The sequence below is a fragment of the Polaribacter sp. Q13 genome, assembly GCF_016858305.2.
In the GTDB taxonomy this organism is placed as follows: domain Bacteria; phylum Bacteroidota; class Bacteroidia; order Flavobacteriales; family Flavobacteriaceae; genus Polaribacter.
Genome location: NZ_CP074436.1, coordinates 3,185,384 through 3,205,263, shown reverse-complemented (window position 1 = coordinate 3,205,263; position 19,880 = coordinate 3,185,384). Strand labels below are relative to the sequence as shown.

Genomic DNA, 19,880 nt, shown 5'->3' with positions numbered 1-19,880 from the left:
AATGTAATTTTTTTTAAGTTATATACGTAAAAATATAAATAATTAAATTAATCACACCTCATAACAAATTAATTTAGAGTTAACATAACAAATAAGTCAAAATATTGAATTTTAAACAACTAGATTCACATACATTAGATTAACGTTAACAGAATCCTTCTACATTAAATGATTGTTAAGGAATCGTTATAGTCAAATAATTATTACTATTTTTGAACTTACATAGTTTTTAAATCCATTTATGAATAAAAGTGATATTAAAATTTTATTGGTTGATGATGAGCCAGATATTATAGAAATTGTAGGTTATAATTTAAAAAACGAAGGCTATCAAATATTTACAGCAACCAATGGTCTTGAGGCTGTAAAATCTGCTAAAAAAAATATTCCACATCTAATTTTATTAGATATTATGATGCCAGAAATGGATGGAATAGAAGCTTGTGAAAAAATTAGAAAAGTAAAAACATTAGAAAATGTTATCATTTCCTTCTTAACAGCAAGAGGCGAAGACTACTCTCAAGTAGCTGGATTTGAAGCTGGTGCAGATGACTATATTACAAAACCTATTAAACCTAAAGTTTTAATAAGCAAAGTAAAATCTCTTTTACGTAGATTAAAAACAGAAAAAGATAGCGAAGAAACCTTTAAAATAGGTGACATTGTTATAGATAGAGATGAATATGTAGTTTACAAGGCCGGAAAAAGAATATCTCTACCAAGAAAAGAGTTTGAATTATTTTCTTTATTAACTTCTAAACCAGGTAAAGTTTTTAAAAGAGAAGTTATTTTAGATACTGTTTGGGGAAATGAAGTTGTTGTTGGTGGTAGAACTATTGATGTACACATTAGAAAACTGCGTGAAAAAATTGGTGACGATCACTTTAAAACCGTAAAAGGTGTTGGTTATAAATTTGTTTTAGAAGGCGCAGAGCATTAAAATTGCCTTAATGAAATTTAAAAAAACATATTCTTATGCACTTTGGTCTGCAGTTTATTTAACGCTATTAACTGTTACAATTGCAGCTGTATCTTATTATTTTTTCACAAATCATTTAGGTATTAGCGCTATACTTTTATCTATTGTAGTACTTTTTGTAATTTCATTTTTTATTATTCAATATAGAACAGAACACTTTATTTATAGACGTCTTAAAAAAATATATGAAGACGTTTCTATTTTAGATGTAAACGATTTACGTAGAGACTCTGTAACTACAGATATTGAAAAACTTTCTAAAAGAATGCAACGATTTGTAGAAGGTAAAAGATTAGAAATAAAAAGCTTAACAGAAAGAGATTCTTTTAGACGCGATTTTTTAGGAAATGTTGCGCACGAACTTAAAACGCCTTTATTTACTGTACAAGGCTATATTTTAACCCTAATTGAAGGCGCTGCCAACGATAAAGAAATTAGAACAAAATACCTAGAAAGAGCTAATAAAGGCGTAGAAAGGCTAGTTGCTGTTATTAAAGATTTAGATATGATTGCCAAATTAGAAAACGATGGTATGAAACTAAATAAAGACGTCTTTAATATTTTAGAACTTGTACAAAATGTTTTTGACATGTTTGAAATGAAAGCTAAAAAGAGAAATATTACATTAAAGTTTGATAGAATTTATGAGTTTCCGCTTTTTGTTAAGGCTGATATAGAAAAAATTGAACAAGTTTTAATAAACCTAGTCGTTAACTCTATTAAATACGGTAAACCCAATGGCACAACTATAATTACCGTAGAAAGCTATAATGAAAATAAGTTTATTGTTAAAACGATAGATAATGGAGAAGGCATTAAGCCACAACACCTTTCTAGACTTTTTGAACGTTTTTACAGAGTAGACCAAAGTAGATCTAGAGAACAAGGTGGTTCTGGCTTAGGTTTATCTATTGTTAAACACATTATAGAAGCTCATAACGAAACCATTTTATTAAAAAGTACATATGGAGAAGGATCAGAGTTTTCTTTTACGCTCGAAAAGCCTAAATAAACCTGAACCTAATATCGTTTCAGTCGTTTTTAAACCTTTATAAATTTCCGTTTTAGAAATATCTTCTTTTACAAAATCTTTCATTTCAGAAAATGGAGCATACTTTTTTTGTTCTAAAAATGACGCCAAATATTCTTGCTCTTGCTGATGTTCTGTAGGAATAAAAAACACTTTTTTACCTAAAACCGCCAAATCCATAATAGAGGAATAACCAGATCTACAAATAACAATTTTACTAGAATTGATTAACTTTTGCAGATCGTTTGAAAGCAAATAATTGTAAAAAGTATTATTTTCTGAAATCCAACTTTTTTGAGTTGCTACTACTTTCCCTAAAACAAAAACTATACTTCTAGAATCGTTTTTAAAAGCTGATATCAATTTATTTTCTAAAAAGCTCCTGTTGGGCTCTAATCCAGATAAAATGACTAAAACAGCTATATTTTGAGTTAATTCTTCTTTTTTAAACCTACTTAAGACTCCAATAAACTTTATATTCAGATTTTTTTTGGTTGATGATAGTTTTCCTGAAAACTCAGAATCTTTATTATCGGGAACCCAGCACTCATCAAACTTTTTAATTATTTTTTGATGAAAATAGGATGTTAAAAAAGTAGTACTGCCAGATAAAACATTTACTTGATGTGTAATATAAACAGAAGGAACTAACGAGCTTCTTACTCCGAATCTATTATCTGAAATAAGACCGACAACGTCTTTATTTTTAAGTATAAAATCATTGATAATTTTACGCTCTTCTCTAACTGCTTTTAAAACTTTAGGTATTTGCAAAAGTAATCCCAACTTTAAATTTCTATGGTAAGAAATATTATAAGCTGGGATTTCTAAATATTCTAAGTTCGGAAACTCTTTTTTTAAGAAGGTTAAAGCATTACCGTCTGATGCGATAATTGGAATATAATTATTTTCTAATAATGCTTTTATAATAGTCACACAACGAGTTGCATGGCCTAAACCCCAATTTAAAGGTGCAATTATTATTTTCTTTTGGATCGCTTTCATTTTTTAATAATCACTAAAAAACTCGAATAAAACAGTTGCTTTTAAACAAGTGCGTTAAGGATTGAAACGGCATCCTTTTTTTCTTTTTCTGAAAAAAAGATATAATCTTTCGACTCCGCTCAAGATAAATTCCAAGCCTGTTAAAACCTGCCTGCGGCAGGCACCCAAATAAAAACAGATCTACACTAAATCGAAACCAATGTCTTTTCTATAATTCATTTTATCGAAATGAATCTTATCTATACTTTTATAACTCTTTTCTAAAGCCTCTTCAATGGTGTCGCCAAAAGAGGTTACCGCGATAACTCTACCTCCGCTTGTAACAACTTTGCCGTCTTTAATGGTAGTTCCGGCATGAAAAACGAAAGAATCTTCTACGGTATCGAAACCTGTAATTTCCTTATTTTTCTCGTATGCTTCTGGATATCCGCCTGAAACCAACATTACCGTAGTTGCCGTTTTATCGGTTACAGAAAACGATTTTTCATGTAAATTCTGATTTGCTACTCCTTCAAATAATTCAAATAAATCTGAGTTTATTCTTGGCAACACAACTTCCGTTTCCGGATCTCCCATTCTTACGTTGTACTCAACAACAGAAGGGTTTCCGTTATCGTTCATTAAACCAATAAAGATAAAACCTCTGTAATCTATTCCGTCTTTTTGTAAACCTGCAATCGTTGGTTTTACAACCAATTCTTCTACTTTATCTAAAAATGCTTTATCTGCAAATGGTACAGGAGAAATTGCGCCCATTCCGCCAGTATTTAAACCTGCATCTCCTTCGCCAATTCTTTTATAATCTTTTGCTGATGGTAAAATTTTATAACTTTTTCCGTCTGTTAAAACAAAGACAGATAATTCTATTCCTTTTAAAAATTCTTCGATAACAACGGTTGTAGATGCTGCTCCGAATTTTTTATTAGAAACCATTTCTTCTAATTCGGTTTTTGCTTCTTCTAAAGAGTTTAAAATTAACACTCCTTTTCCTGCTGCTAAACCGTCTGCTTTTAATACAAAAGGTGGTTCTAAGGTTTCTAGAAAATCAAAACCTTCTTGTAAATTATCTTTCGTAAAAGATTGATATCTTGCTGTTGGAACTCCATGTTTTTGCATGAATTGTTTAGAGAAATCTTTAGACCCCTCTAACAATGCTCCGTCTTTTTTAGGTCCAATTACTGGAATATTTTTCAACGCTTCGTCTGCCAAAAAGAAATCGTGAACTCCAGCTACCAAAGGTACTTCAGGACCAACAACAACCATTTTAATGTCATTTTCTAAAGTTACTTTTTTAACCGCTTCAAAATCTGTAGCATCAATATTAATATTGGTGGCTATTTTATCTGTTCCTGCATTTCCTGGAGCTACAAAAAGTTGATTAATTTTTTTACTTTCTAATAATTTAATTGCAAAAGCGTGTTCTCTACCTCCAGAACCTAAAATAAGTACATTCATTGTTTGTTGTGTTGTTGTTACCGCAAATATATTTTAAATTCTTTGGATTCTCGCTTTCGATAGAAAGACATTTTGTAGAAACCTTAATTTTTAAGGAGCTCCTTTTTTAAAATCATATTCCCCATTTAAAAAAATATTTAATAGCTGAAGCTGAATGATGTAAAAAAAGTTTCATATTCTTTGATGATCCTTTTTTTAACACATGTATGATTTCTTCATTAGGATAGTAAATTTTTCTTTTACCTATTAGATCTATCTTTTTACAGATATCAACATCTTCCATATACAAGAAATACCGTTCATCAAAACCTTCTATTTCGATAAAATCTGCTGTTTTATATAAGTGAAAACAACCAGTTACCCACTCAACAAAAAAGGGATTATCTAAACCTTTATCATTATATTGACCTTTAAATTTATTAGATTTTAAAAGTGGTTGTAAGAAAGAAAATCTTCTCACTAAAAGTTCTAATACTAAAGGAAATCTTCTGCAAGAGTATTGATGATCTCCATTAGGAAATAAAACCTTTGGAGCAATCATAGCGGTATCTTCATTTCTCTGCAATTCTGAAATTAAATTAAGTATTACTATAGATTTAAAACTAACATCTGGATTTAAAACCAAGTGAAAATTAGATTTTTCTTTTATTTTTGATATAATTACATTGTGCCCTGCTCCGAAGCCAATATTCTTACCTACAGCTATATATTCTATTTCTTTTTGTTTAAAAATATCTTGAAATAATTTTTCTTTAGTATTATCTATTAAATAAAGTTTTTTCTTTAACGGTATACTTAAAAAACAATTTATTGTATTTGTAAGTTCCTCTAAATTCTCATTGTAAAGAACAATAGATACAGTAATGTCTAACTTTTCTTTCATTTATTAATATGCGTTTTCTTCTCCGTTAAAAACGTTTAAAATAGTTTTAATAATAATCTTAATATCTAAAAAAAACGACCAGTTTTCTATGTAAAATATATCTAAACGAACTCTATTTTTAATATCAGATGCTTTTCTAATTTCTCCTCTATACCCGCTAACTTGCGCTAACCCCGTAATTCCTGGTTTTACTATATGTCTTTTAAGATAATCATCCACATCCTTTTGATACTCCAAAGACAAAATTTCTAAATGTGGTCTTGGCCCAACAACACTCATATCTCCCATGAAAACATTAAAAAACTGAGGTAATTCATCCATACTCGTTTTCCTTAAAAAGGCACCCATTTTTGTAACTCTAGTATCATTTTTTGTAGCATGAATTTTATCTGCGAACTTATTTATTTTCATGGATCTAAACTTATAACACATAAATTCTTTACCATTAATACCTTCTCTTTTTTGTTTAAAAATTAAAGGCCCTTTAGACTCTAGCTTTACTAAAAGCCAAAGAATGGGCATTAACCAAGATAATACAAACAAAAAAACAAAAAAAGAAAATAAAATATCAAATACTCTTTTTGTATAAAAATTTTCAGCAAACTCAAAAGGTAGTTTATTTACATTTAAAACCATTAAAGTATCATCATAATACTCTACACTTTGATTTTTACTATATAATTCGGTAGCATTAGGAATTAATTTTAATTCAATATTTTTATCAATTGCAAACTTATTTATTTTTTTAATTTCTTCTTGTGACAAGATTGTTAAAGAACAATAAATTTGATCTACCATATTCTGATTCACATATTCAAAAACACTTTCTATACTTCCTAAATACTCTTTATTCTTATAAACTTTTTTAGAAAAAAACCCCAGATATTTATAACCTAAATTAGATTTACTTTTAAAAAGTTTAATAATATTTTTAGAGGAATCATCAATACCAATAACAATCGTTGTTCTAAGGTTGTTACCTAAATATCGATATCTTTTTAAAAGAAAATACCAAATAAATTTTAAAAGAGAAATTGAAACAAAGATTAATGAGAACACAATATACTGACCTTCAATAACATCACCTACTTTAAATATACCGAAATAAGCAAAAAAACCTAATAAAAAAATAAAAAACTGCTTAACTATTAAAGTTAAAATTCTAAGAATTCTTGTATACCTATATACTTGATAAAAACCAAAGGAATAGCTTGTAATAAGCCAAAATAAAGAAATATATGATAAAAAATAAACATTTAAAAATGCTTTATCATATATTAAGTACACGATAAGATTAATAATAAAAACATCCAAAAAAATCTGTAATGGTTTTATTAGGTAAGAGTATCTTTTTGTCAAGATTGATTTGGTATTTAATAAGAATATAAAGTTTTAACGGAAAACTTTAACAATCATTTTATCAATAGTAAATAATTTTTTAGCAATTGTTTTTTGATGCGTTACATCTATTTGTTTATTTATTAAAAATTGTAGTTTTTCAATCAATAAATTGTTATTCCAACTAGTAACAACTAAATCTAAATTATTGTTTAAAAACAGCTCCTCAATTTCACTTTCTGCATCCGTTATAACTAAAACTTTACAACCTGAAGCTAACAAGTTTGGTAATTTAGAGGGCAAAGAACCTTTAGATGTATTTTCTTTTTGTGGTATTATTTGCACGGAACTTCTATTGTACAATTCTTCTAAATTATCTTTATGGACTAAATTATGAAAAATAATTTTTTTATTCTTATTTATTTTCTGCAAGTTTTTTAAAGTTTCTCCTTCAGAGAAAAAATGAAATACTGTATTCTCAATTTGTTTTGATGCTTCAGAAAAGAAATTAAAAAGCTGTATTGGATTTTGCTTCTCACCTAAAGCACCAGAATAAACTATATTAATTTTCTTTTTATCAAAATAAGTTTCAAGATCATTAGTAATAGTATCTTTAATAGTAATGAAAGGATATTGCACTTCTAATTTTTCTTCAGCTAGTTGATATAATTTTTTAGCTTCATTTTTCATTTCATTAGAAAGGAATATTAATTTATTACAATTTTGATAACATTTTTTCTCTATGTTATGAATAAAAAAGCGAACTACTTTATCCAAAAAACCCGATTTACCTTGAGAATATACCTCTTGTAAATCGTGAACCATACCTACTTTTTGTATTTGTTTATTTAAAAAAGGAAGTGCAAAATAAAAGGCAAAACTTGGTGGAAATATTGGTATCACCAAATCTTTATCTTTTTGATGTTTATATAATTTTCTTAACACAAAAAAAGCAAACCCAAACTCTAGAATTAATCTTCTAAAAATTGTTTTTTTTGTGTAAAATAAGTTTTTACCTCCTCTTATTATTTCTACTCCATTTATTTGTTCATTGCTATTTTTAGCTTTCCAATCTGGATAAAACGGATGAAAGCATAAAATAGTTACTTTGTGACCTTTTTCTATTAACCCAGTTACAAAACTAGTATTAAACTTACCCGTAGAAATAGGTTCTGGATAAAAGAAAGGAGATATTACTAAAATATTTTTATTATTATTCACTTATTCTTTCTCTTATTATTTTTGCAGGATTCCCTATGCATACTTTATTTGAAGGTAAATTCTTATATACACTACTTCTAGAACCTACAACTGTTCCTTTTCCTATTGTTATACCTGGTGCAACAAATACATCTGTTGCTAACCAACATTGATCTTCTATTGTAATTTTTTTAGCAAAAATAGGAAAATCAGATTTTAAATAATCATGTGAAGCAGCACATATATACGATTTCTGGGAAATTACTACATTATTTCCTATTTCTATTCTTCCTAATGAATACAAAACAACATCGTCTCCAATCATAGAGAAATCTCCGATTGAAATTTTCCACGGATAAGTAATTCTCACTGTAGGTCTAATAATTACATTTTTACCAATTTTAGCTCCAAATAAACGTAATAAAAAACGTCTAAAGCCATACATAAACTGGGGAGAATTACTAAATAGAATACTTTGAACAAGCCACCATAATTGTACTATAAAAGCATTTCTACCTCTAAAGTTTTTAGGAAGTTTAAATGTATTTAGTTGTTGCATTCTTATAAATTTATTATTTTCTCAATTTTTGAAACAAACTCCTCTTCTGTAAATCCTTTAATAATATTAAAATTATTCAAAATTCTTTTTTTATCAAAACTTAAACTTTGTTTTGTTAAAGAGTTAACTATATCTTTAGTTGATTTCCCTTGAATGAAACTAAGGTTTTCTTCTGTAAAAAGATCATTTAAAGCTGGGTGTTTAGTTGTTATAACCGAATTTCTAGTAACTATTGCTTCCAATATAGATAAAGGAAACCCTTCAACTAGATAAGAAGGAAAAACAAATGTATTAGCCCACTTCAACATCTCTTTTTTCTCTTTATTTCTAACAACTCCTAAATATTCTAAATTATCATTCCCTTTAAAATAGCTCATTATACTATCAAGAATATGATTATCTATATTCCCTGCAAATTTGGCTTTAAAAACAACCCCTTTCTTTTTTAAACTAACCAAAGCATCTAATAAATAGAAAACACCTTTTTCTGTCATTAAATTACCAATATAAACAATTCTTAAACTCTCATAATTCTTTGTATTTATTTCTTTAGAATTTAAGTATAATTCATCTTCAACAAAATTTTCGACAACAAAAATATTTTGTGGTTTTAAAAATAAACTTAGATTATGTTTTAATGAATTAGAAAGAACAATTCCATAATTAGGTATTGAAAGAATCTTTTTTATAATTGTTTTTTTTAAAAAAGATTGGCTTTTATACATTTCTCCCAACTGATTACCATGTAAATGAATTACTACTTTCTTTCCAAAAATTTTAGCTGTAATAAAAAAAAGTGAATATTTAATGACACCAAAAAAACTTTGTCCGATAGTGATATAAATTGAGTCATAATTATAGATTTTAAAAATTTTAAAATTTAATTTTAAAAAAAAAATCATTTTATAAAAATTAAAATCCCCTAAAACCTCTTCAAACCTATAATAAGACATGTCAATATAATCGACTTTATTATTTTGTTTTAACCCTTTATATAAAACTTCATTTGCAAGAGATAGCCCCGTAATTGGTTTTGGAAATGGCCCAACTAATAATATTCTTTTCATTTTTATTTAATAAGTTTATTCTTTAAGTTCCAATTAGCCCTAAGTAAAAAATTTATAAAAAAAGCATAAACTAAAACCCCAGACTCTCTCTCTAAAATATTTTCAGACATCATATTTAAGCATAGAAAAACGAATATACAAAGTAATAAAATGTCATTTTTAATTAATGCTATTTTAAAAATATAAATTATGTAGCTAATAAAAATAACAAAACCAAATAAACCAAGAGATATTAAGTAACTTAAATATTGATTATGTGAGTTGTAAATTTCTGTCTCTTTTTGTAGTTGGTTCGCTAAATCATCTGACAAAATTATATTTGCATCTCCTGTTCCAACTCCTAATAAAGGGTTTTTTATAAATAAGTTAAACACACTTTTATATAAAAAAACCCTTTTACCTATTGATGTTTCTGGGTTATTAATTGTAGAAACTATATGGTTAAATTCATGAAAACTATTTTGATTCTTATACCTTGGTAAAAAAACAACACCTAATACTATAGCCGTAAAAATAACAACATAATAAACCAAGGTTAACTTTTTCTTTTTAATTTTTTTTAATTCTACAATTATATAAATTAAACCTACCATCAAAAGGGCTATTATTGCCATTCTTTTGTTAATTATTGCAATAAGTAAAACGGTATACACTATAAATACAAAAGTGATAATTTTTAAAATAATATTCTTTATTTTTTTTACTATAAAAAACGAAAAAATAAGACTAAGGCCAACATTTAATGCTAAATAAATAGGGTGTATCCTATATTTAGGATGAATTGATAAATTGGTTAAAATATTATTATGCTGAATTATATATGTTAGAGATCTTTCTTCAAAAATTTTAAAATACAAAAACACAAAACTTGTAAAAATAAAAGTAGCAAAACAGAACGATCCTAAAATATAATTTAATCTATTATCTATTTGCCATCGAATTATATTTTTTGGCAGCAAAGCAAAACATAAAGGGTATATTAACAATGAAGAACCTGTTTCTAGCGATTTAAAACCATTAGAAATATTATCTGTAAACAACATGCCTAATATTAAAAGTAGATAAGGTATTGATGCAAAAACAAAAAAAACAGAACCTTTATTTTTATTTTTAAAAAAATAATAACATGAAAATAATAATAAAGCAAGTACTGGTATAAATTTAAAATTGCTTGGAAAAAGTATTATTATTGCGTTTAAGCAAAGAATTATAGTTAATACTAAATGGTTTGTTTTATTTATTTTCATCTTAATAATTTCATTATTATTTTAGGAAAAACAAAGAAAGAGAAAAAAGGAATAATATAATAAACATACCCATTTGTTAGGTCTCCTCTTAATAAAAAAATTAAGTGTATAGAAAAATAAAACGCACTTAATTGCCTTAGCGGGTCATTTGATTTTAACCAACTTACAAATTTTAGACAAAGGAAAGCCAAAAGTATTGCATAAATTACAACTCCAATAACTCCAAAATCTATATACGATTCAGCTACAAATGGTACTGCTAAATTATGAAACCATATACTTTTATCGTGATATTTTTGAATATGTTCCCCTATCATTTCTCCAGTAGTAATAGGCTTGCTTACCCAAATAGCTCTTGGTATAAAAAATAAACCAGAGGGTAATAATTGACGCCCCATAGAATGTCCTTCTCTCTCTACATAATCAATAGTAGCTGCTGTCATTAAAAAAGCATCAAAATTTAAATTAGTAAACTGACCAGAAACACGCTCTTTAACATTTTTATAAGAAACAATTTCATTAAAAGACATTTCAGACAAATTCTTATCTGAATGCGTAAGTAAACTAGATAACGGAAATAAAACAATTAAACTAAATAACAACAAAAACAATATTTTAAAGTTTGTATTCACCCATTTTGGGATAAACATAAAAATTAAAGTAATATAAATGGGCCCTAATGCATTTCTCTTAGCTGTTAATGGATTGTTATATAATAAGAAAATAAAAAGTAGTGTAATTACAATTGAGTAAATTATATAAAAATTTTGTTTTCTATTATTCCAATTCTTCTTTAAGTATTGTACACCAAGCGCTAAAGGAGCAAACGGCAAGTAGAAAAAAAACTTAGCGTTAAGTATAGCACTCATTTTACTTGTTACTTCAGAATAAGATGCTAAACTAATTTTAGTCATTAAATAATCATATTTTATAATAAAAACGAATATATTGATGACGAAAAAAAGTAAAATATAAAAAGGGATATTTTTACGGTACGTAATGGTTTTTATATTTTTATAATATTTGTTTAAATAAAAATATACACTCAAAAAAATTATATTAAATGTGATTATTAATAAATTAGCTTTTAAAATAAGGGCATTAGAATAAATTAATCCATTAAAAAAACGTTTGTTATTTCCTCTAAAAAGCTCATCTAATTGTAGTATTGGTGCCATAATAAAGAACATAAAAGAAAACACAATATAGGAGGCTATAAAAGGTGAGAAGTCTTTTTCATTAAGTAAGTAAAATGCTGTAAAAAATAATAATACCACAAAATTAGTAATAAACAATAGTCTATGTTGTAAAGGAAAAGTATTACTTATTTGAAGAATTATAAAAACGATAAGAAGCACTAATAAAATAAATAAGCGTTTTTTCATTTTAGGAAGCGTTTTTGTGTTTTTAATATGGTATAATTAAGCTTCAACACTAAAAACAACATTACTAGGTCTATAAAGATAAAACTAATAGCTAACCCAGTTAAACCTGTTTTAGGTAATATAAAATATTGAACAATTAATACCACAATACCCAAAAGAGGGTATAACGCTAATTCATTCATTCTATTAATAGACATTGGTAACATACTAGCAGCATTCCAAAGATTATAAATAACAATAGAGCATAACATAAATGCTAAAAATTTAACATCATAAGAAAAACTATTTTTAAACCATAATTCGAAAATAAAATCTCTTAAAAAGTATATTCCAAACGCAGATGCTAATGATATCAAAAAGATTAAAATCATTAATTTTTTTAATTTTAGAAATGCTTCTTTTTTTAAATTTTTTGTTATCAAAATTGTAAACTCCTGCATTGTAGGAATATATAAAATACTAATAAATGATCTCAATGTATTTACCAAAGTTCTAATTGTATTAAATATTACAACCATTGCTGGTCCTAACACCATTCCTACCAAAAACGTGCTTCCTTGAATAAAAAAAGCAGTGCCTAACTGAAAAAAACTGAATTTTAAAGATACAGGTAACATATTTATTACTCTATTTAAACCTAGTGTAAAACCAAATTTATAGAATTTATATTTTTTTAATTGGGCATTCACTATTAATATCATTCCAAAGCGAATGATAAACATAGTAATTGGAATAAAATACAGGTCAACGTTTAAATTTAAAATAATTAAAGTAGCAATAAAGTCTAGAAAAAGAGTTAATGCTAAAAAATATTCGTGCTTATGAAATAAATTAAGAGCTTTAAAATATCCTATAGTAACTAGAAATATTAAATAACTAAAAATATTTATCATAAATCCACCAAGTATTAAAAAAACGTCTTTAGTAGATAAAAATTGAAAATTTAGTAATTTTCCAAAATCTATAAAGTTGGATAAAATTATAAACACAAAAATCAGAAAAACACCAACTAAGGAAAGGAAGGTTAATGTGGCTTTAAATAATTTCTGCTGACTCGAGTATTCCTTTATATTTATTAATCTACAAATTTCGTTTGTTACAGTCAAAGTTAATCCCAAATCACTCAACAAAAGGTAATTAGGTATTGTTGTCAATATTAACCATTCTCCATATTGATCAATCCCTAAATTTAAGATAAAAGCAGGAATTAAAAATAATTGTGACAATATCATAGCGAACCTTTGCAAGAAAGATGAAAAGTAATTATGAAAATGCTTACTAGTAATTGATTTAATCATGCTTTTTAAATTCTTCCAGATGTTCAATAGCCATATTTTCAAAAGTTTTTTGTCTAATAATTTCCAGATTATTTACGCTTAACTTTTGGCTATAATCATCATCTTCACTAATTTTTTTAAGTATATTTCCTAAATATACGTAATCGTCAACAGTGAAAATACATTCTTTATCAGGTATCAATTCAAGGCCCGCAGGACACTTATCTGTTGTAACTACAGGAAGTCCTTTAGCCATAGCCTCGTTTATTACTAAGCCCCAAACATCTGCTCTAGTTGGTAAAACGAATATATCAGCAGCTAAATACCAAACGTCTAATTTCTCTTTCGATAAAAAATCGATAAAATGTAAATTTTTTAATTTTAGTTTTTCTTTAATTTCGAGGTATTCTTTAGTTGGTTTTCCTCCTATAATATAAACCCCAACATCTTCCTTTAACAAAGCGCTAGCTTTAATTAAGATATCGAAGCCTTTTATATTAATAAACCTTCCCACTCCAATTATCATTTTTTTATAGGGAATGTTAAGGCTATCCTTTAATTTCATTTTTTGTTCTTTTGAGAGAACATTCTTTATTACATCTTTTTTATATAAACTAGTAAAACTATATCTTATAAGATTCTTTTTCTTGGCACCATAATTCATCAAATACCTATCACATTGCACTCCTGTACTAAAATAGGATTTTGCATTTGATATTAATAGTTTTTTAAAAAAGACATTCAATTTAGATTCATTTTCTCTAAGTAAACCTCCATCAGTTTCGAAATAATATTTTTTATTTAAAATTTTAAGCAATAAAATTAATATAGATTGTGTTCTTGTACTATAACAACTTATTACAATTTTATCAAAGTTACCAAATAGCACTTTTTTAATAATTTGGAAATTAATTTTTAATTCATTAAATATTTCATCAAAAAAAATTGCATTAAAAGATGAAATACTTTTGTCGTTCCAATTGAAAATTATCTCTTTATCATTAGACCTCTTCCCTTCAAAAAAAACAGTTAATTCACAATGTTTAGATAATTCTGAAAAAAAATTAACTCTATACGGACTCGGAAGATTAGTTATAAATAAAACTTTCATAGACACCTTTACATAAAAACATAAATATCAATAATTATAATAATGAAATAAATAAAACTTCATTATTATAATTATTCGACTTTATTTATTAAAAACTGTTTTAAGTATTAATAGACTTACTAAATACCTTTATATGAATTTTTACTAGATAAATAATCAGACATTACCTTAAACCCTTTTAACCCTGAATCCTTCTCTGACAAAGTAATTTTATCCGCAGGTATTTTCCAGTCAATATTTAAATATTTATCATTAAAAATCACACCATCTTCTGCTTCTGGCTCATAATAATTATCACATTTATAAGAAACAATGGTATCATCTTCTAAAACAGAAAAACCATGTAAAAAACCTCTTGGCACAAATAATTGCTTGTTATTCTCTGCAGATAATTCTACAGAATACACTTGTCCAAAAGTTTCAGAATCTTTTCTTGCATCAACTGCAACGTCTAAAATTTTACCTTTTACAACTCTAACTAATTTTGCTTGTGCAAACTCGCCTCTTTGTAAATGCAAGCCTCTTACAACGCCATATTGAGAAGTAGATTGATTTCCTAAAACAAAATCTCCATCAAAACCTGTTTTTTCTTGAAACTCTTTTTTATTATATTCTAATAAAAAACACCCTCTATTATCTTTAAAAAAAAGCGGTTCTATTACAAAGCAATCTTTTAATCCTGTCTCTTTAACTATCATTTTATTTCTAATAAGTTTTTTCCATAACCACTTTTTAATAATGGTTTTGCTAATTCATACATTTCTTGTTTAGTAATAAAACCTGCTCTAAAAGAGGCTTCTTCTAAAGAACCTATTTTTAAACCTTGTCGCTCTTCTATTACTTGCACAAATTGAGATGCTTGCATTAAGGAATTAAAAGTACCTGTATCTAACCAAGCCGTACCTCTATCTAAAACGGTTACTTTTAACTTTCCTTTTTCTAAATACGCTTTATTAATATCTGTTATCTCCAATTCACCTCTTTTACTTGGCTTCATATTTTTTGCAATTTCTATTACAGAGTTGTCATAAAAATAAATTCCTGGAACCGCAAAATTAGATTTTGGGTTTTCTGGTTTCTCTTCAATAGAAATAACATTAAAGTCATCATCAAATTCTACAACACCGTAGCGTTCTGGGTCATTTACATGATATGCATATACAATTCCTCCGTCTGGCTTTATATTTTCTTTTAATAACCTAGGTAATCCAGAACCATAAAAAATATTATCACCTAATATTAGAGCTACATTATCTTTTCCAATAAATTCTTCACCAATAATAAATGCTTCTGCCAATCCATTTGGTTTTTCTTGTACAGCATATTTAAAATCACATCCATATTTTTTTCCATCACCCAATAATCTTTTAAATAATGGTAAATCTTGAGGAGTAGAAATTATTAATATTTCACTAATCCCAGAAAGGATCAAAATAGAAATAGGATAATAAATCATCGGTTTATCATATACTGGCATTAACTGCTTACTAATTGCTATTGTAAGAGGATGTAGCCTTGTCCCAGACCCTCCAGCTAGTATAATTCCTTTCATATTTAATTATATTTTTCTAAATACCATTGAATGGTTTTTTTAATTCCTGTTTCAAAATTTTCTTGGGCATTCCACCCTAAGTTATTTTCTATTTTAGAAGCATCAATTGCATATCTAAAATCGTGGCCAGGTCTATCTTTTACAAAGCTAATTTGTTCTTTATATGATTTTTCTTTAGGTAACTCTTTATCTAAAATTTCACAAATAATATTTGCGATATACAGATTATCTCGTTCATTTTTACCTCCAATATTGTAGGTATCTCCTGTTATTCCTTTCTTATAAACTAGCTCGATACCTTTACAGTGATCTAAAACATACAACCAATCTCTAATATTTTTTCCATCTCCATAAATGGGGATATTTTCTCCAGAAATTGCTTTTCTAATTATTGTAGGTATTAACTTTTCGTCATGTTGTTTTGGTCCGTAGTTATTAGAACAATTTGTGGTAATAACATTCATTCCATAGGTATGAAAATAGCTTCTTACCATAAAATCTGATGATGCTTTTGAAGCACTATAAGGGCTATTTGGCGCATATGAAGTCTCTTCTGTAAACAAACCTGTTTCTCCTAAAGTTCCGTACACCTCATCTGTAGAAATATGATGAAATCTACAATCTTGATAACCTTCTTTATATACGTTTGGAGATTCCATCCAGTAATTTCTCGCAATATCTAATAAATTAAAAGTTCCAAAAACATTTGTTCTTACAAAAGCATCAGGATTTTTAATGGAATTATCTACATGAGATTCTGCTGCAAAATGAATTACTCCAGAAAAATTATATTTTTTAAATAATTCTTCTACTAAATTCCGATCACAAATATCTCCTTTAATAAAAATATATCTAGAGTTATCTTTAATCTCACTTAGATTAGAAACATTACCGGCATAGGTTAATACATCTAAATTTACAACTTGTAAATCTTTATTATTTTTTAAAAAATAAGGAATAAAATTTGCACCTATAAACCCTGCTCCTCCTGTAATAAGAATTGTTTGCATTTATCTATTTTTTATAATTCCCTAAATACTTGTTAAGCTTTAATAAAACTAATAATACAATCATAAAAACGGCTCCTAAGACACCTAATAAAAAAGCATAATTTTTGGTTACTCCTTTAATTTTAGTTCCTATTGGTTGAAAATTAGAAATAACGTTAATGACCTCGTATTGTGTAGCCTTTTGTGATGCAATATTTTTTAAATCATTATTAATCTGTCTATTCTTATCAAACAGTTCTAACTCTTTTGTAGTTCTTTTTTCTCCACCTAAATCTATATTGGTACCTGTAGTTTGCTTCTTTGCTTCTACTACCATCACCTGCATATAAACCTTTCTTAAAGAATCTATTTGCGTTAAGTTTTGTCGATATAAAGAGTCTGTTCTATTTAAGTTTCTATTCGTTAATTCTTTTAATCGATTAAAGTATTTATTCTTTACTACCGAAGAAATTATTACTTCATCTAATTTATCAAAAACATCATTCTTTTTTGCTGTAACTGTTACTTTATGAAATCTATAATCATAATCAGTAAACGATTCCTTAAACTCAAGAAAAGTATAGCTCTTTACGGTTGTAGTATCTACAGATAACACAAAACTATTGTAAGAATTAATAATATCATTCTCTGTTACAATAGGTGAAATCTCAAATTTATTAAGACTAGCAGCATCCCCTTTATCAAGCTTAAACGTTTTTTCTAATGCTAACGTATCTCTTTGCTTAACAAGATTATTGTAGTAATTTATATTATCATATAACTGTCTCGTACTTTTAAAATTTGGTTCTAATAATAGTTCAGACTCAAATGTATCTGTTTTTTTTACTTCTAAAAATACACCTGCAATTAAACCGACAATAGCTGCAATTCCAATTTTTATTATATTTTCTTTTAAGAAAATTAAAATTGATATGATAAGATGAAATATTCCTTTAAAAATACTTCCTATAAAATTAAAAAACTTAGAAAACCCTTTACCTATAATTACAAATAAGGATCCTAAATCTACCTCTTCCTCATTATTGTTTTGACTTGTTGACATTTTTTTTATTTGGTTATAAAATTTAAACTTTAGCTATTAAAAAATTTGTTCTAATATTTTTTTAGTAATAGCATATGTTGGTGTAACTCCTGTCATCCCTAAACCTCCAGAGGCTAATGTAGCACCTGTTTCTAAAGGGTTATCTGATGCGTAATACGCATATCTTACTTTTACATTTTTAGAAATATTCCCTCTAATTTTAGAAGCAGATTGTATTGCTTTTTGATAATGTGCTCCTTCCATTTCTAACCCAATAACATTCCAAGTAGAATCATGAAAAAACTGTAACAAGTCTTTGTTTTGTAATGACGTTCCTAATACAGAAATCATAGAACCATCAAAAACCTCTACGCCAAAACCTTCTAAATCTTCTTTAGACAACTCATTTTTAAACGGATAATTGTCTGCAGTACCTTCAAAAATATGTGCACTAGGAATCATAATATCTCCTTTACCGCCTTCTAAAATACCTGCTTTACCCATTATAGAAACAGATTTTACATCTAAATGGTTTTTCTTCTTAGTATTTTTATAAGGCTTTAAAAGCTCATCCATTGTTTCATAAGCTTGCTCACCAAAAGCATAATCCATTACAATTATAACAGGCTTTTTATTTACAGAATTTACTTTATCGAATGGAGAATTTTCAAAATTAATTTTCTCGGTATCTATTACCTGAACATTTATATTTGTTCCCGAAGTGTCTTTAATATAAATTAAACCATTTTCTGAAGCGTATTCCTTCACCTTTTTTTGTAAAGGTTTACTATCAGAATTACTTAATAACTGATACAACCCAAACCCTTCATATTCTTCGGCTTCATTAGGTAATGCTCCTTTGGCATAAATAGAATTTAACACACTGTGCATGTTTGCACTAATAATATGTATAGGTCTTCTTAGTAGTCCATTCTCTTTTAGTACTTTCTTAATGTTATCTGCCCAAATATCTCCATAAATATGATGCCCAATTTCTTCGATTAAAACAGAACTAAAAGTAACCTTTCTCTTTTTATTATCTAAAACCTCGTTAATGGCTAATTTACCTAACCAATAAATTAAATGAAAAAATCGATCTTTTTTTTCTGATGTTTCAAATGCTTTATGAATATCTATTACTTCCTCAAAAGTTCTTCCTAAAATATTACTTAAATGAGCAGTAGCAACCTCTCTTTCTTGATCTGTAATTGTCTTATTGTAAATAACAATATCTTCTAAATATTTCCATTCTCTAATAAAATCTGCACCTTCGTTTATGGTTACTCTTTTTTGAATTTTATGAGATTCAATAAATAAAAAAGTTAAATGCGTAAGAATATCATAGATTTCAGAACGACCACGCGTAATCTCTATGTTCATTTGGTCTTTGTCTATTCGGTAACAATTTCTTCTTCTTTTTGGAGGAATTATTGTTTCAAAATGAGAACCACTATAGCCTTCATCTGCAGTTAAATTTATAAACTGGCATTCTTCAATTCCTTTCGGAAGCCTTTCTATTACGTAAATTAACCCGTTTAACTCAATTCTTTCTTCTGCAATTGAACCATAAATTTCTGGTCTTAACGAAAGTAAAGACTTACGTAAAGTTTCTCCTGAAATTCCCATTGGTTTATAAAAGCCTCTGCTAAACAAATGACGCATAGAAATGTATAATTTTTCTATTGCATTTGTAGATTCCTGTGCTCTAGTCCTGTCTGTTTTATTTAATTTTGTCATTTTAATTTTTAGTCTTCAAATATA

At 27.1% G+C, this 19,880-nt stretch carries 18 protein-coding genes; 2 read left to right on the top strand and 16 right to left on the bottom strand.

Features of this window, described 5'->3' with window-relative positions:
* The first annotated feature begins 241 nt into the window (after positions 1-241).
* Together JOP69_RS13445 and JOP69_RS13440 are read left to right on the top strand one after the other, a co-directional pair.
* Complete coding sequence (locus JOP69_RS13445; protein WP_203393277.1) at positions 242-940, top strand: response regulator transcription factor; 699 nt, start codon at positions 242-244, stop codon at positions 938-940.
* A gap of 10 nt (positions 941-950) precedes the next feature.
* Positions 951-1,991, top strand: a complete 1,041-nt coding sequence (locus JOP69_RS13440; RefSeq protein WP_203393278.1) for a cell wall metabolism sensor histidine kinase WalK — start codon at positions 951-953, stop codon at positions 1,989-1,991.
* Here the strand turns inward: JOP69_RS13440 and JOP69_RS13435 are convergent.
* The 16 genes from JOP69_RS13435 to JOP69_RS13360 form a co-directional block, all read right to left on the bottom strand.
* The gene (locus JOP69_RS13435) at positions 1,956-3,014 is read right to left on the bottom strand and encodes a glycosyltransferase (RefSeq protein WP_203393279.1); all 1,059 of its coding nucleotides are present in this window, start codon (positions 3,012-3,014) and stop codon (positions 1,956-1,958) included. The genes JOP69_RS13440 and JOP69_RS13435 overlap by 36 nt on opposite strands.
* 180 nt (positions 3,015-3,194) lie before the next feature.
* The gene (gene purD / locus JOP69_RS13430; RefSeq protein ID WP_203393280.1) at positions 3,195-4,469 is read right to left on the bottom strand and encodes a phosphoribosylamine--glycine ligase; all 1,275 of its coding nucleotides are present in this window, start codon (positions 4,467-4,469) and stop codon (positions 3,195-3,197) included.
* 112 nt (positions 4,470-4,581) lie between these two features.
* Positions 4,582-5,352 carry a glycosyltransferase gene (locus JOP69_RS13425; RefSeq protein ID WP_203393281.1) on the bottom strand — a complete coding sequence of 257 codons (771 nt, stop codon included), beginning with the start codon at positions 5,350-5,352 and terminating at the stop codon, positions 4,582-4,584.
* Between the two features lie 3 nt (positions 5,353-5,355).
* Complete coding sequence (locus JOP69_RS13420) at positions 5,356-6,666, bottom strand: exopolysaccharide biosynthesis polyprenyl glycosylphosphotransferase (protein WP_302850207.1); 1,311 nt, start codon at positions 6,664-6,666, stop codon at positions 5,356-5,358.
* Between the two features lie 78 nt (positions 6,667-6,744).
* The gene (locus JOP69_RS13415) at positions 6,745-7,911 is read right to left on the bottom strand and encodes a glycosyltransferase family 4 protein (protein ID WP_203393283.1); all 1,167 of its coding nucleotides are present in this window, start codon (positions 7,909-7,911) and stop codon (positions 6,745-6,747) included.
* Complete coding sequence (locus JOP69_RS13410) at positions 7,904-8,449, bottom strand: putative colanic acid biosynthesis acetyltransferase (RefSeq protein WP_203393284.1); 546 nt, start codon at positions 8,447-8,449, stop codon at positions 7,904-7,906. Before JOP69_RS13410 ends, JOP69_RS13415 begins: the two co-directional genes overlap by 8 nt.
* 2 nt (positions 8,450-8,451) lie before the next feature.
* Positions 8,452-9,516 carry a glycosyltransferase family 4 protein gene (locus JOP69_RS13405; RefSeq protein ID WP_203393285.1) on the bottom strand — a complete coding sequence of 355 codons (1,065 nt, stop codon included), beginning with the start codon at positions 9,514-9,516 and terminating at the stop codon, positions 8,452-8,454.
* A gap of 2 nt (positions 9,517-9,518) precedes the next feature.
* Positions 9,519-10,763, bottom strand: a complete 1,245-nt coding sequence (locus tag JOP69_RS13400) for an O-antigen ligase (RefSeq protein WP_203393286.1) — start codon at positions 10,761-10,763, stop codon at positions 9,519-9,521.
* On the bottom strand, positions 10,760-12,148 hold the full coding sequence (wzy, locus tag JOP69_RS13395) for an O-antigen polysaccharide polymerase Wzy (protein ID WP_203393287.1): 1,389 nt from the start codon (positions 12,146-12,148) through the stop codon (positions 10,760-10,762). Before wzy ends, JOP69_RS13400 begins: the two co-directional genes overlap by 4 nt.
* Positions 12,145-13,446 carry a lipopolysaccharide biosynthesis protein gene (locus JOP69_RS13390; protein WP_203393288.1) on the bottom strand — a complete coding sequence of 434 codons (1,302 nt, stop codon included), beginning with the start codon at positions 13,444-13,446 and terminating at the stop codon, positions 12,145-12,147. The genes wzy and JOP69_RS13390 overlap by 4 nt, the downstream gene beginning before the upstream one ends.
* The gene (locus JOP69_RS13385) at positions 13,439-14,242 is read right to left on the bottom strand and encodes a glycosyltransferase family 4 protein (RefSeq protein WP_215602599.1); all 804 of its coding nucleotides are present in this window, start codon (positions 14,240-14,242) and stop codon (positions 13,439-13,441) included. The genes JOP69_RS13390 and JOP69_RS13385 overlap by 8 nt, the downstream gene beginning before the upstream one ends.
* A 413-nt stretch (positions 14,243-14,655) precedes the next feature.
* Positions 14,656-15,234: a dTDP-4-dehydrorhamnose 3,5-epimerase gene (rfbC, locus tag JOP69_RS13380; protein ID WP_203393290.1), complete on the bottom strand. Its 579-nt coding sequence runs from the start codon at positions 15,232-15,234 to the stop codon at positions 14,656-14,658.
* Entirely contained in the window at positions 15,231-16,088 is an 858-nt protein-coding gene (rfbA, locus tag JOP69_RS13375; protein ID WP_203393291.1) for a glucose-1-phosphate thymidylyltransferase RfbA, read from the bottom strand. Before rfbA ends, rfbC begins: the two co-directional genes overlap by 4 nt.
* Positions 16,089-16,090: 2 nt before the next feature.
* Entirely contained in the window at positions 16,091-17,098 is a 1,008-nt protein-coding gene (rfbB, locus tag JOP69_RS13370; RefSeq protein ID WP_203393292.1) for a dTDP-glucose 4,6-dehydratase, read from the bottom strand.
* A gap of 4 nt (positions 17,099-17,102) precedes the next feature.
* Positions 17,103-18,140: a hypothetical protein gene (locus tag JOP69_RS13365; RefSeq protein ID WP_203393293.1), complete on the bottom strand. Its 1,038-nt coding sequence runs from the start codon at positions 18,138-18,140 to the stop codon at positions 17,103-17,105.
* Between the two features lie 36 nt (positions 18,141-18,176).
* Positions 18,177-19,856, bottom strand: coding sequence for a hypothetical protein (locus JOP69_RS13360; protein ID WP_203393294.1), 1,680 nt, complete (start codon positions 19,854-19,856; stop codon positions 18,177-18,179).
* Between the last annotated feature and the right edge of the window lie 24 nt (positions 19,857-19,880).